The following is a 19,605-nucleotide window of genomic DNA, read 5'->3' on the forward strand; positions in this document are numbered from 1 at the left end:
CAGGTCTGCACTTCCAGGTCTGCACTTTTGGCTTTGGGCGTTGCTGGGTTACTGGGTGTCAGACGGACATGGCGGGTGTAGGCAAGACGGGGGCAGACCACCGGTCACGCGGCAGTCTCGTATCTGAGACAGCTAGGCCAAAAGTGTCCTGGCTCATGGTTGTGGGTCACAGTAACTTGTGCTGTGTGACGCTGACCAAGCCCCACTAGGGACAGCCCCGGGGAACCGGCCTTGGGGGTTTGGGAGGGCGTCGAAAAGCACGAGCGAAAGGAAGTCATGTCTGAACCCCGCGAAGTACGCGCCCCGCGCGGAACCGAAATCACCGCCAAGTCTTGGCAGACCGAAGCCCCGCTGCGCATGCTCATGAACAACCTTGACCCTGAGGTTGCTGAGCGCCCCGAGGACCTCGTGGTCTACGGCGGCACCGGGCGTGCTGCCCGCAGCTGGGAGGCTTTTGATGCCATCGTGGAGTCCCTCAAGGACCTCGAGTCCGATGAGACGCTGCTGGTGCAGTCCGGCAAGCCGGTCGGCATCTGGAAGACCAGTGAGTGGGCGCCGCGCGTGCTCATCGCGAATTCCAACCTGGTGGGCGACTGGGCCAATTGGGAGCACTTCCGCAAGCTCGAGGACGAGGGCCTGATGATGTACGGCCAGATGACGGCCGGTTCCTGGATTTACATCGCTACCCAGGGCATCCTGCAGGGCACTTTTGAGACCTTCGCGGCCGTGGCCAAGAAGCGTTTCAACGGCACGCTCGCCGGCACTTTGACGCTGACCGGTGGCTGCGGCGGCATGGGCGGCGCGCAGCCGCTCTCCGTAACCTTGAACGGCGGTGCCTGCCTCATCGTCGATGTGGACGAGACCCGCCTGAAGCGCCGCCAGCACAAGCGCTACCTCGATGAGGTCGTCACCGACCTGGATGAGGCCCTCAAGCTGGTGCTCGACGCCAAGGAAAACAAGAAGCCGCTGTCCGTGGGTCTCGTGGGCAACGCCGCCGAGGTTTTCCCGGAGGTGCTGCGCCGCCAGCGCGCGGGTGAATTCACCGTGGACATCGTCACGGACCAGACCTCCGCGCATGACCCGCTGAGCTACCTGCCCACCGAAATCACCGTGGAGGACTGGCACAACGAGGCCAAGGCGGACCCGACTACCTTCACCAAGAAGGCGCGTGAGGCCATGGCCGCCCAGGTCCAGGCCATGGTGGAATTCCAGGACGAGGGTGCTGAGGTCTTCGACTACGGCAACTCCATCCGCGACGAGGCCCGCAAGGCCGGCTACCAGCGTGCCTTCGAGTTCCCAGGTTTTGTCCCGGCCTACATCCGCCCGCTCTTCTGCGAGGGTCTTGGCCCCTTCCGCTGGGCAGCGCTTTCCGGCGACCCTGAGGACATCAAGGTCACCGACCAAGCGCTCAAGGAGCTCTTCCCGGACAACGAGCACCTGCACAACTGGCTTGATGCCGCCGAGGAGTACGTGGAGTTCGAGGGCCTGCCGGCACGTATTTGCTGGCTGGGCTACAACGAGCGCCACAAGGCTGGCCTGCTCTTCAATGACCTGGTCAAGGAAGGCAAGATCAAGGCTCCGATCGTTATCGGCCGTGATCACCTCGACTCCGGCTCTGTGGCCTCCCCGTACCGCGAGACCGAGGCCATGCTCGACGGCACCGATGCCGTGGCCGACTGGCCGCTGCTCAACGCCATGACCGCTGTCTCCTCCGGTGCCACCTGGGTATCCATCCACCATGGCGGCGGCGTGGGCATGGGCCGCTCCATCCACGCCGGTCAGGTCACCGTGGCCGACGGCACCGAGCTGGCCGCCGCCAAGCTGCGCGCGGTGCTGACCAACGACCCGGGCATGGGCGTTATCCGCCACGTGGATTCCGGCTACACTCGCGCCAAGGAAGTTGCCGACGAACGCGGCGTGCGTATCCCGATGGAATTCAAGGCCCGCGACTAGATAAGAGAGGAAAAGAAGATCATGTCCACCCTGTTTACTGGAATCTCAGAGCTGCGCACGGTGTCGGAGGCAGGCACGCTTGCCGACGCCTCCCTCATCGCCAACACCGACGGCACCATCGCCTGGATCGGACCGGAGTCCGAGGCGCCGGCCGCGGATGAGAAAGTCGACCTGGGCGGGCGCGCGGTCCTGCCGGGATGGGTGGATTCTCATACGCACATGATCTTCGACGGCGACCGCTCCGCCGAGTTCGAAGCCCGCATGGCGGGCGAGTCCTACCAGGCCGGTGGCATCGCGGTGACCATGGACGCTACCCGCTCGGCGGGGGAGGAGCGCCTGGAAAAGCTGTTGGTGGAGCGCATCGGCGCCGCCCGCCGAGGTGGTACGACGACCCTGGAGACGAAGACCGGCTACGGTCTTAATACTGAATCCGAGGTGGAGGCCGCGAAGGTGGCGGCCCGCCACGTCGATGACGTGACCTTCCTCGGCGCACACCTCGTGCCGCCGGGAGCAGAGGTCGAAACCTACCTCGACGAGGTTGTCGGCCCGATGCTGGACGGTGTGGCCGAGCACGTGCAGTGGATCGATGTCTTCTGCGAGCGCGGCGCCTTCGACGAGGGGCAGTCGCGCCGCGTGCTCGAGGCGGGCAAGGCCCGGGGCTTAGGCGTGCGAGTGCACGGCAACCAGCTCGGCGAGGGCCCAGGCGTGACGCTTGCCGTGGAGTTGGGCGCTGCCTCGGTGGACCACGTCAACTACCTCAGCGATGCCGATGTCGAGGCACTGGCTTCCTCCGATACGGTGGCTACGCTGCTGCCAGCCTGCGATCTGCCCACCCGCGAGCCGCTGGCGCCGGGCCGGAAGCTTATTGATGCCGGCGCGACCGTCGCCATCGCCTCCAACCTCAACCCGGGTACCTCGTATACCTCCTCGATGAACTTCTGCGTGACCACGGCTGTGCTCCAGCAGCACCTCACGCTCGATGAGGCCATCGCCGCCGGCACGCTGGGCGGTGCCACCGCGCTGCGCCGCCAGGATGTTGGCTCAGGTAAGGACGCGCAAGGCCGCCCGGCTAAGGGCTCGCTGGTGGTCGGTGCTGCCGCCGACCTGCATGTCCTCGATGCCCCGAGCGCTATCCACCTGGCTTATCGCCCGGGCATGCCGATGACCTGGAAGACCTTCGTGGGTGGCCGTGAAGTCTAGAACGTAAAGTCTTGCACTCTAGAGTGTAAAACTTTGTAGTCTGCGGTATTCTGCAGGCATGATGTGGACGGTTGATGAGCTCGAGGATTACCTCGAGCACTGTCGCCTTTTGCAGTCGGATACTACGACCGTGGAAGTGAAGTCGGGACGCGGGGGAATGCCGCAGTCCCTCGGGGCTACTCTGTGTGCCTTCGCCAACATGCCGCGCGGTGGCACCGTCATTATTGGAGTGGCGGAACCCGACTTTGCGGTGCACGGCGTGGACGATCCCGGCGCCATCGAAAGCGTGCTGGCGGATCAGGCACGCACTCTAGTGGAACCCGCGCCCTTCATTGAGACTCAGACCCTGTACGTCGAAGGGCGAGCTGTCGTGCTTGGACACGTCGAAGGCGTGCTGCCGCACCAGCGGCCGGCACTCTATCGGGGTCGGCCTTACCTGCGAATGGCGGATGGTGACTACGTCATGAGCGCCAATGATCTTCGCATGGTCGCGGTGGATAAGCTGCACGCTCGCGAGGCCATTGCCTATGACTCAGCACCGGTTCCCGGGTCAAACCTAGAAGTCTGTGATGCTTCGGTGCTTAAGGAGGCGGTGGCGGAGCTGCGCAGCGCCACCCCTCGTTTGCGGGGCGCGAGCGATGCCGAGCTGCTGGAGCTATTCCGCGTGGTTGATTCACAAGGGCAGCTGAGTGTGGCAGGTTTATACGCTCTGGGGCGCTTTCCGCAGGGATTCTTTCCCGACCTGCATATTTCTGCGGCCGTGCAATACCCAGCGGGGGAAGAAGGACCGCGTACCCGGAATCTGGAGGAATTCTACGGCCCTGTGCCGGATCTGGTGGATGGAGCCGTGGCGTGGGTGCACAGGAATATCGGCACTGACTTGGTCTATGGCACAGATGGCCACCTGCGCGAGGTTCCAGAACTACCGCTGGAGGCTGTTCGTGAAGTCATTGCTAATGCCGTGGTCCACCGCGACCTTGGCCCAGAAAGCTTAGGCGCCGGCAAATTTGTCACTGTCCGGCTGACCCGCCAAGCACTGATTGTGACCAGCCCCGGTGGATTGCGGGGCATCTCCGTGGAAGAGCTTAGGGGAAAGATGCTGTCACCCGTCGCTGTGAACCCGCGCCTATACACATTGAGCACGAAGCTGCGGCTTGAGGACGGCGAGCGTGTCATTGAGAGCCAGGGCGGAGGAATGCGGGTGGTTTTTGAATCGCTTCGGAAAGCTGGATTGCGTCCGCCCGCCCTCATCGACACTGGTGTGCGCTTCACCGTGATCCTCTGGAGGGCGGGGCGAGGCGATGACGAACATGACGCGGCACCGCACGGCGCTAACGCTTCCTCTCTGTCTGCTCCGGAGCCTGCGAGCATAGGCAGTGAGGGCAGTGTGGTGGAAGACGGGCTCGTCGCCAAGCTCGGCGGAAACCCCGCACTTGTGCTTGCTGCGTTGCGCCGGAAGGGCGAGCTCTCGCTCGTGGACATCGTAAACAGTACGCAGCTCACCCGCGGCCAGGTGCGTTACGCGCTGGGCAAGCTTATCGAGTCTGGGCACGTCATCATGCGCGGCAAACACGGTGACCGAGCCACGCGTTACGCTGCGAAGGAGTAGCCCCTAGTGGAAAAGCTCGGGTAAATCTTCGGCGAAATAGCTAATTGGATGTTGGTACCGTACTCTGGTGTGAGCAATGAGCATTACCGATAACGCCACCGGCGGCGTCAACGAGCCGGAAGAATTCAATAAGTCGGAATCTCAGGAAAACTCGCAAGGTGGCGAAGCATTGGACGCTTCGCAGGTGTCGAATCAGGACACCGGGGCTGCGAATAACCCTGAGGACACCGGCGCTGAAGAAGAATCAGCCAACGACAACTCCCAGGGTTTTGCACACCTCGGCCTTCCCGATGACGTTCAGGAAGCCGTGTCCAAGGTGGGCTTTACCAAGCCATCCCCAATTCAGGAAGAAACCATCCCGATCCTCATGGAAGGCCGCGACGTCGTCGGCCTCGCCCAGACGGGTACGGGTAAGACCGCAGCCTTCGCGCTGCCGGTTCTCTCCCAGATCGATACCGAGGCCCGCTACCCGCAGGCTTTGGTCCTGGCACCCACTCGTGAACTGGCCCTCCAGGTAGCGGACTCCTTCCAGTCCTTCGCTGACCACTTGGGTCGCATCGAGGTTCTGCCTATCTACGGTGGCCAGGCTTATGGCATTCAGCTCTCCGGGCTGCGCCGTGGCGCCCAGATCATCGTCGGCACCCCAGGCCGCGTTATTGACCACCTGGAGAAGGGCTCCCTGGACATCTCACAGCTGCGCTTCCTCGTCCTCGACGAGGCGGACGAGATGCTCAACATGGGCTTCCAGGAAGACGTCGAGCGCATTCTTGAGGACACCCCGGAAGACAAGCAGGTCGCACTGTTTTCGGCCACCATGCCGAATTCGATTCGCCGCCTGTCCAAGCAGTACCTCAACAATCCCGCTGAGGTCACTGTGAAGTCGGAGCGCCGTACGAATGACAACATCACGCAGCGCTTCCTGCTGACCCCGCACCGCCACAAGATGGATGCCTTCACCCGCATCCTCGAGGTCATTGACTATGACGCCATCATCGTCTTCTGCCGCACCAAGCACGCGACTGAGGACGTGGCCGATAGTCTCAAGGAGGCCGGCTACAACGCTGCTGCCATCAATGGTGATATTGCCCAGCAGCAGCGTGAACGCACCGTCGATCAGCTCAAGGATGGCCGCCTGGACATCCTGGTGGCTACCGACGTGGCTGCTCGCGGTCTTGACGTGGACCGCATTACCCACGTGGTCAACTACGACATCCCGAATGACACCGAGTCCTACGTGCACCGCATCGGCCGTACCGGCCGTGCTGGCCGCACTGGTGAGGCCATCCTGTTTGTCACCCCGCGTGAGCGCCGCATGCTGCGCTCCATCGAGCGCGTGACCAATGCCCGCTTGGAGGAGATGGACCTTCCGACCGCGGATGAGGTCAACGCTAAGCGCAAGGAGAAGTTCTTCGCTTCCATCGGCGCTTCGCAGGAGGACAAGCAGTTCGAGTTCTTCCGTGACATGGTGCGCGAGTACTCCGCGGCTGAGAACGTGGCGATGGATGATATCGCTGCTGCTCTGGCCGTGCAGTTACAGGGCGGGACGGACTTCCTGCTCAAGGAGCGTCCGGTATCCAAGAAGGACCGTCGCGAGCGCGACCGCTTCGAACGCGACGGGCGTGGCCGTGGCCGTGAGCGCGCTGGCCGCGACCGTGACCGCGGCCCGCGCCGACCGGACGGGGACTTTGAGACGTACCGGTTGGACGTCGGCAAGCGCCAGAACGTGCGCCCCGGAGCCATCGTGGGCGCGCTGGCCAATGAAGGTGGCCTGTCCTCCAAGGACTTCGGCCGCATCACCATCGCGGTGGGCCACACCTTGGTGGACCTGCCGAAGAACCTGGACCCGGCAGTGCTGGAGCGTCTGAAGGACACCCGTATTTCCGGACAGCTCATCAAGATTCAGAAGGACACCGGCCGCCCACCGCGCCGGAACTTCGACAATGATCGCGGCCGCGGCGGCTACGGTGGACGTGGCCGTGGTGGCCGTAGTGAGCGCGGCGGATACCGCGACCGTGACCGCGGTGGACGCGGTCGTGATCGTGGTGGGCGCCGCGGCGGCTGGCGCGACTAGTCCTGCCAGGCATCGCAGCGGCCTTAATGCTGCACGAGAAAACCTCCCAAACTCTCATTGAGGGCTTGGGAGGTTTTGCTATTGAGGGCTAAACCGGAAAGTTTAGACGTACATCAGGATGGCGCAGACAACCCACAGCAGGTTGAAGATGCCGGAGAACATAGCCAGCTGCTTCTTCAGCTTGGCCACATCGGCGCTGCCCGGGCTAGCAATCGCAGCCATGGCCTTGTTCTGCTTCGGGATAACCACGACGAGCAGAATGACCCAAGCGATGACGGAGAGCAGAAGGGCAATGTGGAACTGGACCTGGGATTTGTAGGCATCCAGGTCGGTAAGGAAAACGGCCAGGCCAATAACCGGAATAATGGCGGATATGTAGCCATAGGTCGAGGTGATCTTGTTGAGGATGCCGGCGGCACCAGCAGCCGAAGCATCACCAGCGCCAGCCTTTGCCAGCTGTGCTGGGAAGGCGGAGGTGGAGATACATACGGTACCGACCAACAAGATAGCGGCGAAGGCGTGGAGGAAAATGAGCAAGCTAGTCATGGGGAGTGCGCTTTACCTTTCTGTACGGGGCTTTTCCCAGCGAAAGTCTAACGGTGCTGTGAGATGAAATCGAATCGGCACTGGTGGCGCATGACCGCATAGTCGCGGGAGGGAAGCGGGAGTTGATACTTGCGGGCCACAGCGGCAAGCCGCTGCGAATAGTCGCAACGATCAGCCGGTGGGAGCCAGTCCGCCGGCAAGGAATCGGACTTGGCTTGGTTCAAATTGCGGGCGGTAGCGACGAGGTTGAGCGGATCATTGGCGAAGGCCATTTTCTTATCACGCGGCCACGTTGATGCGCCAAGGTCCCAGGCCGCTGAGAGCGGAAAGACGTGGTCGACTTCCACGCGCGCCGGCGCCGGAGCGCGGGAATAGGGGTCATAGAGTGTGCCGTTGGTGGTCTGCGCGGCTTTGACATTATCGCGGGTTCCGGGAGCCCAGCCGCCGAAGTCATCGCGGTCATAGCCAGGGGCCTCCACGCGCGCAGGCACGGTAGTCACACCCAGGTCGGGGCCGGGGAGGAGGTGGTAGCCGCCGTAGGCCACGGTGGCTATAGAGAGGAAACCGATATAGGCCGCGCGCAGGTTCATGCACTTTTAGACTGCTGGGGTGTATGAGCGGTTCCCGAATAAGCAGGAAGCACGTGACTGTAGAAACGGGTTAGGTGGGGCAGCCATACGGCTTTCCCAAAAGGCATTAGTCAGAAGGTTTCTTTGGGGGCAAAGGCACCTTTTAGAGGCTCGCACACGGCGTTTTCGAGGCAAAGGCACCTTTTGAGAAATGCCTTTTGAATAGAGGCTTTTGAGTAGCGACCTTGTAGAGCCATCCGAGTCAATCACAAGCGAAACCCCGCCACAGCAGTAACTGGACTGCTGAAGCGGGGTTTGCGCAGAAGGATCGGGGAGAGAGGAGGGTTACTTCTGAACCTTCTCTGCGGCCTCCTCGAAGTCCAAGTCATCGTTCTTCTCAACGAGCTTGGCCAAGCGGGTAGCCTCCTCGAACTCCTGGGTGACCTTCGCATCCGGGGCCTTGGTAGCCAGGGAAACGCCGACAGCCACGAGTAGAGCGGAGATGAAGCCCGGAACCAGCTCGTAGAGGGTATCGCCCAGCGGGCTCATGCCCCAGCCGATGGCCACGATCGCACCGGTGAGCATGCCGGCGATAGCGCCGGTGGAGTTGAGGCGCTTCCAGTACAGCGCCAGCAGGACGATTGGGCCGAAGGCGGAGCCGAAGCCAGCCCAGGCGAAGCCAACTAGGCCCAGGATCGAATCCGACGGGTTGATGGCCAGCACGGCAGCGATGATGGCGATGGCCACGACGGCGGTACGGGAGAGGTTGATCAGAACCTCCTGGCGCGGCTTCTTCTTAGCGAAGATGAGGTAGAGGTCCTCGATGAGGGAGGTGGAGACAACCAGCATCTGGGAGGACATCGTGGACATGATGGCTGCGAGAACGGCGGTCAGAACCAGACCAGCAAACAGCGGGTGGAACATGACCTGAGCCATGTCCAGGAAGATGGTCTCGTAGTTTTCCTGGTCAGTAATGGAGTGGCCGGTCTGGGTGAAGAACACGGTACCCGACAGCGCCACGAAGATAGCGCCAATCAGGGAAATCCCCATCCAGCTGACACCGTAGAAGCGGCCCGCGCGGGCATCGGAAGGCTTACGCAGCGCCATGAAACGCACGATGATGTGCGGCTGGCCAAAGTAACCCAAGCCCCAAGCCAAGTTACCGATGATGACGGCGGCGGATACGCCAGAGAACAGGGAGAAGTAATCGGGGTTCTCAATAACGCCATTGGTGGCGTAGGGGTTCTCAGCAGCGAAGCTGAAGATCTCGCCCGGGTTGTCCAAGGAGAAGAGCACCATGATCGGCACGATGATGAGGGAGGCGAACATGAGCAGGCCCTGGACGGTATCGGTGTAGGACACCGCAAGGAAGCCACCGACGAAAGTGTAGAAGACCGTCACGGCAGCCACGACGAGCATGCCGACCATGTAGTCACCGCCGAAGCTGGACTCGAAGTAACGGCCGCCAGCCACCATGCCGGAAGAGACGTAGAAGGTGAAGAAGAAGATAATGATCGCCGCCGCGATGATGCGCAGCACGCGCGACTTATCGTGCAGGCGGTTCTCAAAGAAGGAGGGGACGGTAATAGAGTTGCCGGCAATTTCGGAGTAGGAGCGCAGGCGCGGCGCGACCCACTTCCAGTTGGCCCAAGCGCCGATGAGGAGGCCGATGGCCATCCACAGCTCGGACATACCGGTCAGGAACAAAGCGCCCGGCAGGCCCATGAGCAGCCAACCCGACATATCGGAAGCGCCGGCGGACAGGGCGGCTACGAACGGGTGAAGGCCGCGGCCGGCGAGAACGTAGTCGTCATACTCATCCGTCTGCTTGTAGCTCCAGAAGCCGATAGCGGCCATGGCAAGCAGGTAGATGATCATCGCAACGACATACCAAGTGGAGTCTTGCACTGATCTCTCCTTGAGATTGAGATTAAAAAATAGGACCTCACCACGCTAACGAGGCACAAGCTCCTACCCAACTGAAAATTGGCTGGTTGACCAGTATTTGGTTACCTTGGTCACAGCTTAATGTACGGTCTTACTGGTGTTACGTCGTTATGTAACGAGACTGTAACGATTGCTTATTTGGGCTGGATTTGGGAACTTTCTGCAACCCTGACCCCCAGAAGGCGTGCTGCTAAACTGGCCCCTATGGCTTCTTACCTGCTGCATGGCCTCTGGCTGCCCGTCTCCGGCCTGAGTCTATGGATCGAACAGGTCGAAGGGCACAAGATCATCATGCCCTCAGCAGTCCCAGAGGGAACTTTCCCGGATGTGGTCGATAGCATCCTGAGCAAGAAGACCTTCCGCAACCGCGCGCGAGTCTCCCTGCGTACGCCGAAGGGCAAGGATGTCTCCCTCATGGTGCCCATGGCCATGTTCGCCCCAGATGAAGCGGTGGAAACACTGGCCAAGCTGGAATACCTCGACACCGATAGCCAAGCGGTCTCCGTGGAGCAGCGTGCGACCATCGCGCCGGATCTCCTGTGGCTCATCCGCGCCTACCGCGGGCTTTACCGTTTTGTCCGCGCCGGCCGCGTGACCATCCGCCTGTCCTACCAAGCCGGCGAGTGGTATCCGATGTGGCAGCTGGCCTCCGGTTTGGGCGAGCGCAGCTGGTTGGCGGAAATGCTGGCGTCCGCACCCGGCATCCTGTCCATTAATAACCGGGCCCTGTCTGATGATTTGGCCGATGAGCTCACGCACTGGATTGCCTATACCCAGCTGCGCCCGCAGATCGACGCCCCACGCGCTGCCCCCTGGCACGACTTCGCCCAAGCGCTGCTGAAAACCGCGCCCGTGAAGAAAGGGCGGGCGCAGCTGTTGCGCGGGCTCAACGAGTGGAAGGACTCCATTACCTCCGTCGATCTGCAGCTGGTGTTCCTCGTGGAGGAGCCACCAAATGATAATGTCGCCGTCGAGGACGCAGCATGGCCCATCCGCCTGCTAGTTCGCTCCGGTACCGATTCGCCAATGCCGGTGCGCCAAGACCAGTTGGATCGGGGGAGCGTCGAGAAGCTGCGTGAAGCCCGTCGTCACGCCTTCGATGTGGCTCCGCGGCTAAAGTACAATTCCGCGCCGGCGAGCCGGAATGCGGGGGACTGGGATGTGTACCTGACCACGGAACAGCTCGTGGATTTTGTCACCCACGACGCCGCCGCCCTGCGCAAAGCCGGCTTTACCGTGCTGCTGCCCAAGTCGTGGTCCCACATGGAGACCAAAGCCAAGCTGGAAACCACAGAGGTGCGCGATCCTGCTGATGCCGCCACCAAGGCGCACATCGGCATGGAGAAGCTGTTCAGCTATGACTGGAAGCTTTCGGTGGGGGATACGCAGCTTACCGACGCCGAAATGCACGAGCTCATCTCCTCCAAGTCCGGCCTGATTCGTCTGCGCGGCGAGTGGGTCATGGCGGATACACAGGCCCTCAACAAGATCTCGCAGTACATGCGCGAACTGGCCGATACCGCCCGTAAGCGCGCCCTAAAGGAACTGGAGCAGCTCGCCGCGACCGCGGAGATGGCCCGCCAGCTGGAACAGCCTGGCTGGGAAGAGCTCGTTGCGGAGGTGGAGCGCCGCCGCAAGGAATTCAACGAGGGCGAGCAAGAGGAAGCGGTCACGCTTGCGGACCTACGCGAGATGGCGTTGAAATCCATGGCGGAGGACCCAGTAGCGTTCACCGGATCTGAGTGGCACACCTCTTTGCTCGGTGGGATGGATAGTACCGCGCCCGACCGCGTGGAGATCCCCGATACGGTCCATGCCGAGCTGCGCGAGTACCAGCGCCGGGGCGTCGACTGGCTGTATTGGATGTCCCGCAACAATATCGGCGCGGTGCTGGCAGATGACATGGGTTTGGGCAAGACGCTGCAGCTGTTGTCCCTGCTGGCGGTAGAAAAGGCCGCCCATGAGACAGAGAGGGAAGCAGAGGCGTGGAAGCCCACCCTGGTGGTTGCCCCGACCTCCGTGGTGGGCAACTGGGCTAGGGAAGCCAAGCGCTTCGTGCCGGACTTTAAGGTCATGGTGCAACATGGCACCGGGCGCCTGAAGGGCGAGGAGCTGGTCACAGCGGCGCAGAACGCCGATATCGTCATCACCTCCTATGGCACGGTCAGCCGAGACTTCCTGACCTTGAGCAAGGTGGAGTGGGACCGCGTGGTCCTCGATGAAGCCCAAGCGATCAAGAACGCCTCCACGCGCTCCTCCAAGGCCGTGCGCGCCATCCCCTCGCGGCACCGCGTGGCGCTGACCGGTACGCCGATTGAGAACCGGCTGTCGGAAATGCGCTCCATCCTGGACTATTGCAACCCCGGGATCCTGGGCTCAGCTTCCTTCTTCCGCAACCACTTTGCCAAGGCCATCGAGCGCGAAGGAAGCGATGTCATGGCGGAGCGCCTGCGCCTGCTCACCGGCCCGTTCATCCTGCGCCGCCTCAAGACGGACCCGAATATCATCGATGACCTGCCGGAGAAGTCTGAGCAGATCATCACCGTGCGCATGACTGATGAGCAGGCTGCCCTCTATAAGGCTCTGGTCAATGACGTGGAGCAGGCTCTGGGAAAGAAGAAGGAGGGCATCTCGCGCCGCGGCCTCATCTTGGCTTCGCTGACCCGTATTAAGCAGATTTGTAACCACCCGGCGCACTTCCTGGCCGATGGCAGCGCCGTCACCATCAAAGGCAAGCATCGCTCCGGCAAGGTGGAAGAACTCATGCGGATCATCGACCAGGCCATCGAATCCTCGGAGCGCGTACTGATCTTTACCCAGTACAAGGCCTTCGGTGACGTTCTCCAGCCCTACCTGTCTGAGCAGCTGGGCTGCGAGATTCCCTTCCTCCACGGCGGGGTGAGCAAGAACCGGCGCGACCAGATGGTGGAGGAATTCCAGGCCGATGATGGTGCGCCCGTCATGCTGCTCTCGCTCAAGGCGGGTGGTACCGGCTTGAACCTCACGGCGGCGTCGATTGTCGTGCACATGGATCGCTGGTGGAATCCGGCGGTGGAGAACCAGGCCACGGACCGCGCCTTCCGCATTGGCCAGCAGCGCAACGTGCAGGTGTACAAGATGATCACCGCCGGTACCTTGGAGGAATCCATCCAGGACATCCTCGACGGCAAGACGCAGCTGGCCGGTGCCGTTGTGGGCGAAGGCGAGGGCTGGCTCACGGAGCTGAGCCCCGAGCAGCTGGCGGATCTCATGAGCTATAGGGAACAGGAGAAGTAAATGGCACCGAAGAGTCCTGAGGACAACAACGTCATCTACGCCAACTTCGGCACCCGCAAGCGCGTGAGCACGCCGGAGGAGGTCAACCGCGTCGACCGCGTGCGCACCATGCAGCCGGCGGCCACGCGCCTGCTCAACTTTGTCAACCAGCAAACGGATTCCGGTCGCATTCGCCGCGGGCGCCAGTACGCCACCGAGGGCCATGTCGTGGGCCTCGATGTGCGCAATGGCGCGGTGCACGGAAAGGTTGCGGGCTCCCAGAACGAGCCTTTCGCGGTGCTCATCCAGGTGCCCTACCGCAATAACGAGGACATCGGGCGGCTGTCGGAGATGTTCGCACGTACCCCCAACTCCGTGGCGAAGGCCAAGGAAGGCATGCTTGCCGACGCCTCCCTCGACATTCTCATCGCCGAATACCCCGACGATCTCCGTTTCTCCTGCACCTGCCCCGACCCGGAATATGTGTGCAAGCACGTCGTGGCGGTGGCGGACCGCCTCGCGGCCCGGATGGATGCCGATCCTTCCGTGATTTTTGCCCTGCGTGGCCTCGACTTCGCGCGGCTGGAACAAGCGGTCATGGAACAGGCCAAGGCGGCTTCGGAGGACTCTTTTTCCGCTTCTGCGGCCTCTGAAATCTCTGCCGAGGAACGCAATGCCTTGTTCTGGGAGGGGCGAGAATTGCCGCCCTTGCCGGAGCCCAAAACTGCTCCAGCCGTGGATGATTCCGACCCGGAACTGCTGCGCAAGGCCATGCGTTCTGTCAGCCATACGAACATAGATTTGCTTCGGGCGGTCTCCGATGTCGAGGACCTTTACTATCATCTGACGCACTAGACATTGCCACCCCAGGGCAGCGGCTTGAGCACCAGCCCTGGATAACGTTGTAGGGAGTTTGCATGGCCGCGGTCACGTTCATCCACACCTCCGATTTCCAGCTGGGCATGACCCGCTGGTTTTTAAGTCCCGCGGCGCAGTCGCGTTTTGATGATGACCGCGAAGCAGCGGTCTTGCGGCTGGGGGAGTTGGCCACCGAGACGGGTGCCGAGTTCATCGTTGTGGCCGGTGACGTCTTCGAGCACAACTCCTTGAGCAAAACCACGCTGTTGCGCGCGAAGGATATGTTCAAGCGCCTGCCGGTTCCTGTTTACCTGCTGCCCGGCAACCATGATCCGCTCGTGGCGGATTCCATCTTCTTCAACTCCTTTGCGGATAACGTGCACGTGATCGCTGATTCGGAGCCGATTGAGGTTCGCCCAGGCTTGGAGATCGTTGGTGCCCCTTACCTGTCTAAGCGGGCTAATTATGACCTCGTGCGCCGTGCGCTGGAGCCTTTAGAGCCTGCCGAGGAGGGCGCGGTTCGCATCGCGGTGGGCCACGGCCAGGTGGAATCCCGCGCGGGCGAGGGCGAGGACTCGGATGCTGATACGATCGACCTCGCCTTCGTGGAAGAGTGCCTGGATAAGGGTGTTATCGATTACCTGGCGCTGGGGGATACACACTCCACCGAATCTCTCGGTTCTACCGGCAAGGTATGGTTCTCCGGCAGCCCGGAGACCACGGCCTTCGACGATAGGGAGCGCGATTCGGGCAACGCCTTGGTGGTGACCGTTGAGGGGGAGCGGGTGGACGTGGCCAAGCACCACGTTGGCCGCTGGGACTTCCGGGCGATTGATGCGGACGTTAACTCACTGGAGGAGGTCGAGGCTTTTCTTGCGGAGCTCGATGCCGTTCCGGAGAAGATTCGTACTGCGGTGAAGTACAGCCTGCGTGGCACCGTGGGCTTGAGCGCGCAGGCCCGTCTGGAGCAGGGCCTGGCGGAGATGGAGGAGGTCTTTGCCTCCCTCAAGCCGCGCAAGAGGACCATGGACCTGCATCTGGCGCCCTCAGAAGAAGAACTCGGCGAGCTGAGTTTGAGCGGGTACGCCGCCGATGCGCTAGCGGAGCTGCTCGAGGACCTAGATAATCCCACTGCCCGCGACGCCGCCAACCTGCTGTTCCGCCTCAGCGCGAAGGGAGCCTAAACCATGATGCTGCTGCATTCTGTTGAACTGAACAACGTCCGGGGCGTGGAGCACCTGGAGGTCAAAGACCTCCCGGAGACCGGGGTGGTGGTCATCGGTGGGCCGAACGAAGCTGGAAAGTCCACGCTGGTGGAGGCCATCGATTTCGTGCTCACGGAAAAGCACACGGCAAATTCCAAACCGGTGAGGGCGCTGCAGCCTGCCGGCCGTGATGTGGGACCTGAGGTCACACTGGAGGCAACCGTGGGGCCTTACCGCTTCCGCATTCGCAAGCGATGGGTGAAAAAGCGCACCTCGGAGCTGCATGTTTTCTCCCCGCGCCCGGGCCAGTGGACCGGTGCCGAGGCGGATGGGGAGTTGGAGCGCATCCTTAGTGAGCACGTGGACCGCGCGCTTCTCGACGCCCTCTTCGTCCGCCAGGACGACCCCCACCAAGGCATCGCCGCGGTGGGCATTCCTTCCCTGACTGCCGCACTCGAAGAAGAAACCGGGGCGAGTGCCACGGCGGAAGATTCTGAACTGCTCACGCGCATCGAAGCGGAATACAAGGAGTACTTCACCGCGAAGACAGACAAGCCGGCAGGAGACTATAAGGCTGCCATTGCTGCGCTGGCGGATGCTGAGGAGAAGCACGCTGCCTCCGAGGCCGCGCTGCGCGAACTCGACGGCGTGGTGGAGCGCTATGAAGCCGCCGAGCTGAAGAAAGCCGAGGCTGAAGCCGCTCTGCCGGCAGCCGCGGAAGAATGCGAGCGCCGTGACGGTGAGCTGCTTGCCGCTCGGGCCGCCCAAGAGAAAGTCACCGCGCAGGAGGCTGCAGTGACTCGGGCGGCGGAGGCTGTGACGCGCGCGGAGAAGGAAGCGGAGCGCCGTAAAGCTGTGGTTGCTGAGCATGCCGCAGCTGCCGAGGCTGCTGAGCGTGCCGCCGCAGCGGTTATTCAAGCCCGCGAGCGGGCCGAGGAAGAAGCCGCCGCCCGTACGACGCTAGAGGAAGAGCGCACCGAGGTTCATAAGCGCTATGAGGCCGTGCGCGAGGAGCGCCAGCGCGCCCGCCGAGCCCAGCAACGCGCTGAACGCGAGGCCCTGGGTACCCGCCTCGAAGCACTGAACAAACTGGAAGAGACTTTGGCGTCCCGCCGCCGTGAACTGGCCGCGACTCCCGACGTTCCGAACCTTCAGGCCTTGGAGGACGCTGCACGCGAGGTCACCGTCCAGGAGCGCCTGCGCGCGGCTGCGGCGGCCAAGCTTTACTTTTCTGGCGAGGGCTCCTTTAGCGTCGATGGCGAAGAACGTGCGCTGGAGAGCGGTCAAGAACTGGCAGTCGAACTGCGCGAGGGCACTACGCTGAAGATCGGCGACATTACCGCCCGCTATGCAGCCGGTGCGGGCGATAGCGGTGAGGAAGGCGTGGAGAAAGCCCGCGCGGAGCTCACACGCATGCTGGAAGACGCCGGGTGCGAGGACGTGGAGGCTGCCCGTGCCACCAACGAAAAACACGTAGAGCTAGCATCCGCTGCCGATACCGCGGCCCGCGAACTCACTGCGGCGCTGGGTGGGGAGGACCTGGGTGAGTTGCGTGCTCGCTTCGAGGCGGGCGCGGCCGATGTTGAGGACACCGAGGGGCCCGGCGGCTCTACCGATTCCACCGCACAGCCGCGGGAGCTCGACGTCGTGGAGCAGGAAGAAGAGGAGCTGCGCAGGAAGCTGGATGAGCTCGACCGCGCCCTGGCACCCTACCGCGAGAACAAGGCGGGCGCCGCACTGGAGGTGGCGATGGTCCGTGCGGAGGAGGCCACGATGCAGCGTGATGCTCAGGCCGCAGCCGTAGAGGCCGCCCGCGCCCAGCTCAGTGATGCCGAGGTGACCGCCGCGATTGAGACAGCACGGACTGAGCTGGCGAAGGAGAAGGCGGCTTTGGAGGAGATGTCCACCGTGGATGTCGACACCGCAGAGCAGCTAGCTAGGGGAGCACACACGCACGTTGATTCGCTGAACGCAGCGGTCAATGCGGCGGTTGGCGATATGCGCGAGTTTAACGGGCTTATCACTATGCACTCTGGTGCAGCTGAGGATGCAGAGAAAGCTGCCGCGGAGCTCGAAGTGGCTCGTGAGCGCCATGCCGCTGTCGAGCGCCGTGCGAATGCCGCGCGCTACCTGCGTACGCTCATGCTGCGCCACCGCGACGCCGCCCGCCAGCGCTATGCTGCGCCCTTTGTCACGGCTCTTAATGGTTTGGCTCGCACCGTCTTTGGCGGTGACGTGGACTTCGAGCTCTCCGAAGAGCTCAAGGTCCAAGCTCGCAGCCGTAACGGTGAGACCGTGTCCTTCGACGCGCTCTCCGGCGGTGCTAAAGAACAGCTGAGCATCCTGACACGCTTTGCCATCGCTCAGCTAGTGTCCGGCGAACCGGTTCCCGTCGTCATCGACGACGCGTTAGGGTCTACCGACTCGCAGCGCCTTCAGCTTATGGCGGCGTTGTTCAGCAAGGCCGGGAAAAACACTCAGGTCATCGTGCTGACCTGTATGCCGCAGCGCTACTCGTGGGTACCGGGGCGCATGGACCTAGATATGGAGAGACTTACAAGCGCTTAAGTCATGGAGTGTAGGGTGTGAGCCATGACTGCGGACACTCGATGGCTCACGGAAAGCGAACAGGACCTCTGGCGGCACATTCTCGCCAGCATTCGCAAGATTAATCGCGGCATGGAGGAAACCCTCTTAGCCTGCAGCGATATCTCCGCGGCGGAGTTTGCGGTCCTCGTCTCGCTTTCGGAGGCACCCGATCACATGCTGCGTTTGCGCGAGTTGTGCTCAGAATTGGAGTGGGACCGCTCCCGCGCCTCCCACCAGATCACACGCATGGAAAAGCGCGGTTTGGTGCGCAAGGAAAAGTGCGCAGGCGATGCACGCGGCGTTGAGGTCGTCATGACTAAGGCCGGCCGGGAACGCCTGGAGGCGGCAGTTCCTGAGCACGTCGAGTCGGTGCGTCGCATGGTGTTTGATCACCTCGATCCTGCCGATGTTCCGGCGCTTCTGCGCTTTTGCAAGGGCGTCCTGTCGGAGAATAATCTTCCGGGCTATGACGGCTTCGTTCCGGACGAACGCCTGGGCCTCCACGCAGACTAGCCGTGCCTGGCGCGGGTAGAGTAGGGCCCGTCCGTTAATTCACCAGGAGGTGACCTTCCCACACCATGATGGGACAAGAACTGTTTGAGCATCCGCAGCGCCAATACGTTACGTACGGCATCACTCCCTTGAAGGAACTCAGCGTGCAGGTGGGTTCGGTTGAGGATCTGGAAGAGCTCACCGAGGAACAAGCCACCGCGCTTGAGGCAGCCCTTGAGCAGCATCCGGAGGGCGCACTAACCTTCGATGATGCCTCGCAGCTGTGGATTATTGGCGCGGAAGAAGATATTGAGAGCATGCTCCAGGACCGTGAAGACTTCGTCGAAGCGCTCAATAACAATGAGGATCCTGGGGTCTAGGCCACAGTCGGCGTCAAACTAAAGGCGGATGCGTTCTGAAAGATCTGCGTTTAACTACGGGCGGCTCTGCATAAACTGCTAAGATACTCTGTGTTAAAGGGCGAGCATCCCCCGTGCAGTGAAGAGAAGGCATTCCATGAGAATGCAGTCTGGCTAGGGGAGCTAAGTGAAAGGATTAAACATGATCGTCGAGCGCGATATGGCTCAGGAGCAGCGCGAAGCAGCTGCACGTGACAAGGCTGACGGCTGGGTATCCGTCTTCGTTCAGTGGATTCCCTCCATGCTTCTTTCCGTGGTGATGCTTGGTGCTTTGATGTTCGGCATGTACTACGTCGAGCACGGCACCCTGGACATCACCCAGCCAATCGTCAATCAGTACATCACCCAGTAAACTGGTTCACTCTCTTTCCACCGCCCGGCGGGGAGAGTAGCTTGACGTCAAGCCCCAGCAGCAATGTCTGCTGGGGCTTCGTTCTTCCAACCTGCCGCACCCCTCAACCTTGTTCCCCTGAGCCGAAAGCCACCGTGGTTTGGGGAGGGTTTCATGCATGCGCAGAACCATGCCCAGGCGGCGCAACTGCCCTAGCTGCCAAAACCATCGCGCTCGCCGCAAGATCTGGCCAGAACTTTGGCAACTAGGGCAGTGCTAAGCCTGACAGTGAGTCTCCGAGTGAGCAATTCTTCGCCCTTCGCGCTCACCGTCGGTCTCAATCAGTCGCCGTCCGCGACTTCGGTGAGCGCGAAGGGTGTATTCATCCGATAGTGTGAACGCCATGGACTCTCACATCTACGTTCGCTATCTCAACGGCCCGCTCCAGTGGCTGGGAATCATCGTTGGCCTTGCCGTCGTGGCAGCTGTGGTGCCCACAATGATCGATTCCACATGGGCAGCAGTCCTTTTCGGGCCCTTCCGGTTTTAGAGTGCGTTGAT

The 19,605-nt window shown here is 62.0% G+C and carries 15 protein-coding genes; 12 read left to right on the forward strand and 3 right to left on the reverse strand.

The annotated features are described in order from the left end of the window. Positions 1 to 276: 276 nt before the first annotated feature. The 4 genes from HMPREF2896_RS07310 (at position 277) to HMPREF2896_RS07325 (ending at position 6,833) form a co-directional block, all read left to right on the forward strand. Positions 277 to 1,953, forward strand: a complete 1,677-nt coding sequence (locus HMPREF2896_RS07310) for a urocanate hydratase (RefSeq protein ID WP_070718791.1) — start codon at positions 277 to 279, stop codon at positions 1,951 to 1,953. A gap of 21 nt (positions 1,954 to 1,974) precedes the next feature. Next, positions 1,975 to 3,153 (forward strand): imidazolonepropionase, encoded by a 1,179-nt coding sequence (hutI, locus tag HMPREF2896_RS07315; RefSeq protein ID WP_070718794.1) that lies wholly within the window; start codon positions 1,975 to 1,977, stop codon positions 3,151 to 3,153. A 58-nt stretch (positions 3,154 to 3,211) separates the two neighbouring features. After that, positions 3,212 to 4,762 (forward strand): ATP-binding protein, encoded by a 1,551-nt coding sequence (locus tag HMPREF2896_RS07320; RefSeq protein WP_070718797.1) that lies wholly within the window; start codon positions 3,212 to 3,214, stop codon positions 4,760 to 4,762. Positions 4,763 to 4,838: 76 nt separating this feature from the next. Next, a complete protein-coding gene (locus tag HMPREF2896_RS07325; RefSeq protein ID WP_070718801.1) occupies positions 4,839 to 6,833 on the forward strand; it encodes a DEAD/DEAH box helicase in 1,995 nt (664 codons plus the stop codon). A gap of 102 nt (positions 6,834 to 6,935) precedes the next feature. On the opposite strand, the gene HMPREF2896_RS07330 is transcribed toward HMPREF2896_RS07325, so the two are convergent. The 3 genes from HMPREF2896_RS07330 to putP form a co-directional block, all read right to left on the reverse strand. Beyond that, positions 6,936 to 7,379, reverse strand: coding sequence for a DUF2269 domain-containing protein (locus tag HMPREF2896_RS07330; protein ID WP_070718805.1), 444 nt, complete (start codon positions 7,377 to 7,379; stop codon positions 6,936 to 6,938). Positions 7,380 to 7,426: 47 nt separating this feature from the next. Continuing rightward, positions 7,427 to 7,969, reverse strand: coding sequence for an HNH endonuclease family protein (locus HMPREF2896_RS07335; RefSeq protein WP_070443707.1), 543 nt, complete (start codon positions 7,967 to 7,969; stop codon positions 7,427 to 7,429). A gap of 324 nt (positions 7,970 to 8,293) precedes the next feature. After that, positions 8,294 to 9,856 (reverse strand): sodium/proline symporter PutP, encoded by a 1,563-nt coding sequence (putP, locus tag HMPREF2896_RS07340; protein WP_070443710.1) that lies wholly within the window; start codon positions 9,854 to 9,856, stop codon positions 8,294 to 8,296. A 243-nt stretch (positions 9,857 to 10,099) separates the two neighbouring features. Between putP and HMPREF2896_RS07345 the strand changes: the two genes are divergently transcribed. The 8 genes from HMPREF2896_RS07345 to HMPREF2896_RS12830 all read left to right on the forward strand — a co-directional run bounded on the left by HMPREF2896_RS07345 (position 10,100) and on the right by HMPREF2896_RS12830 (position 19,594). After that, positions 10,100 to 13,171 (forward strand): DEAD/DEAH box helicase, encoded by a 3,072-nt coding sequence (locus HMPREF2896_RS07345; protein ID WP_070644746.1) that lies wholly within the window; start codon positions 10,100 to 10,102, stop codon positions 13,169 to 13,171. Continuing rightward, positions 13,172 to 14,005, forward strand: a complete 834-nt coding sequence (locus HMPREF2896_RS07350) for an SWIM zinc finger family protein (protein WP_070644745.1) — start codon at positions 13,172 to 13,174, stop codon at positions 14,003 to 14,005. 62 nt (positions 14,006 to 14,067) lie between these two features. Beyond that, the gene (locus tag HMPREF2896_RS07355) at positions 14,068 to 15,192 is read left to right on the forward strand and encodes a metallophosphoesterase (protein WP_070443719.1); all 1,125 of its coding nucleotides are present in this window, start codon (positions 14,068 to 14,070) and stop codon (positions 15,190 to 15,192) included. A gap of 3 nt (positions 15,193 to 15,195) precedes the next feature. Continuing rightward, positions 15,196 to 17,781, forward strand: coding sequence for an AAA family ATPase (locus tag HMPREF2896_RS07360; RefSeq protein ID WP_070718809.1), 2,586 nt, complete (start codon positions 15,196 to 15,198; stop codon positions 17,779 to 17,781). Between the two features lie 24 nt (positions 17,782 to 17,805). Then, a complete protein-coding gene (locus HMPREF2896_RS07365) occupies positions 17,806 to 18,315 on the forward strand; it encodes a MarR family winged helix-turn-helix transcriptional regulator (RefSeq protein ID WP_070644742.1) in 510 nt (169 codons plus the stop codon). 65 nt (positions 18,316 to 18,380) lie between these two features. After that, the gene (locus HMPREF2896_RS07370; RefSeq protein ID WP_070644741.1) at positions 18,381 to 18,674 is read left to right on the forward strand and encodes a molecular chaperone GrpE; all 294 of its coding nucleotides are present in this window, start codon (positions 18,381 to 18,383) and stop codon (positions 18,672 to 18,674) included. A 181-nt stretch (positions 18,675 to 18,855) separates the two neighbouring features. Then, positions 18,856 to 19,065, forward strand: a complete 210-nt coding sequence (locus HMPREF2896_RS07375; RefSeq protein WP_070644740.1) for a hypothetical protein — start codon at positions 18,856 to 18,858, stop codon at positions 19,063 to 19,065. 382 nt (positions 19,066 to 19,447) lie between these two features. After that, positions 19,448 to 19,594, forward strand: a complete 147-nt coding sequence (locus HMPREF2896_RS12830) for a hypothetical protein (protein ID WP_168163680.1) — start codon at positions 19,448 to 19,450, stop codon at positions 19,592 to 19,594. The last annotated feature ends 11 nt before the right edge of the window (positions 19,595 to 19,605 follow it).

Source organism: Corynebacterium sp. HMSC069E04 (assembly GCF_001813175.1).
GTDB classification, from domain to species: domain Bacteria; phylum Actinomycetota; class Actinomycetes; order Mycobacteriales; family Mycobacteriaceae; genus Corynebacterium; species Corynebacterium aurimucosum.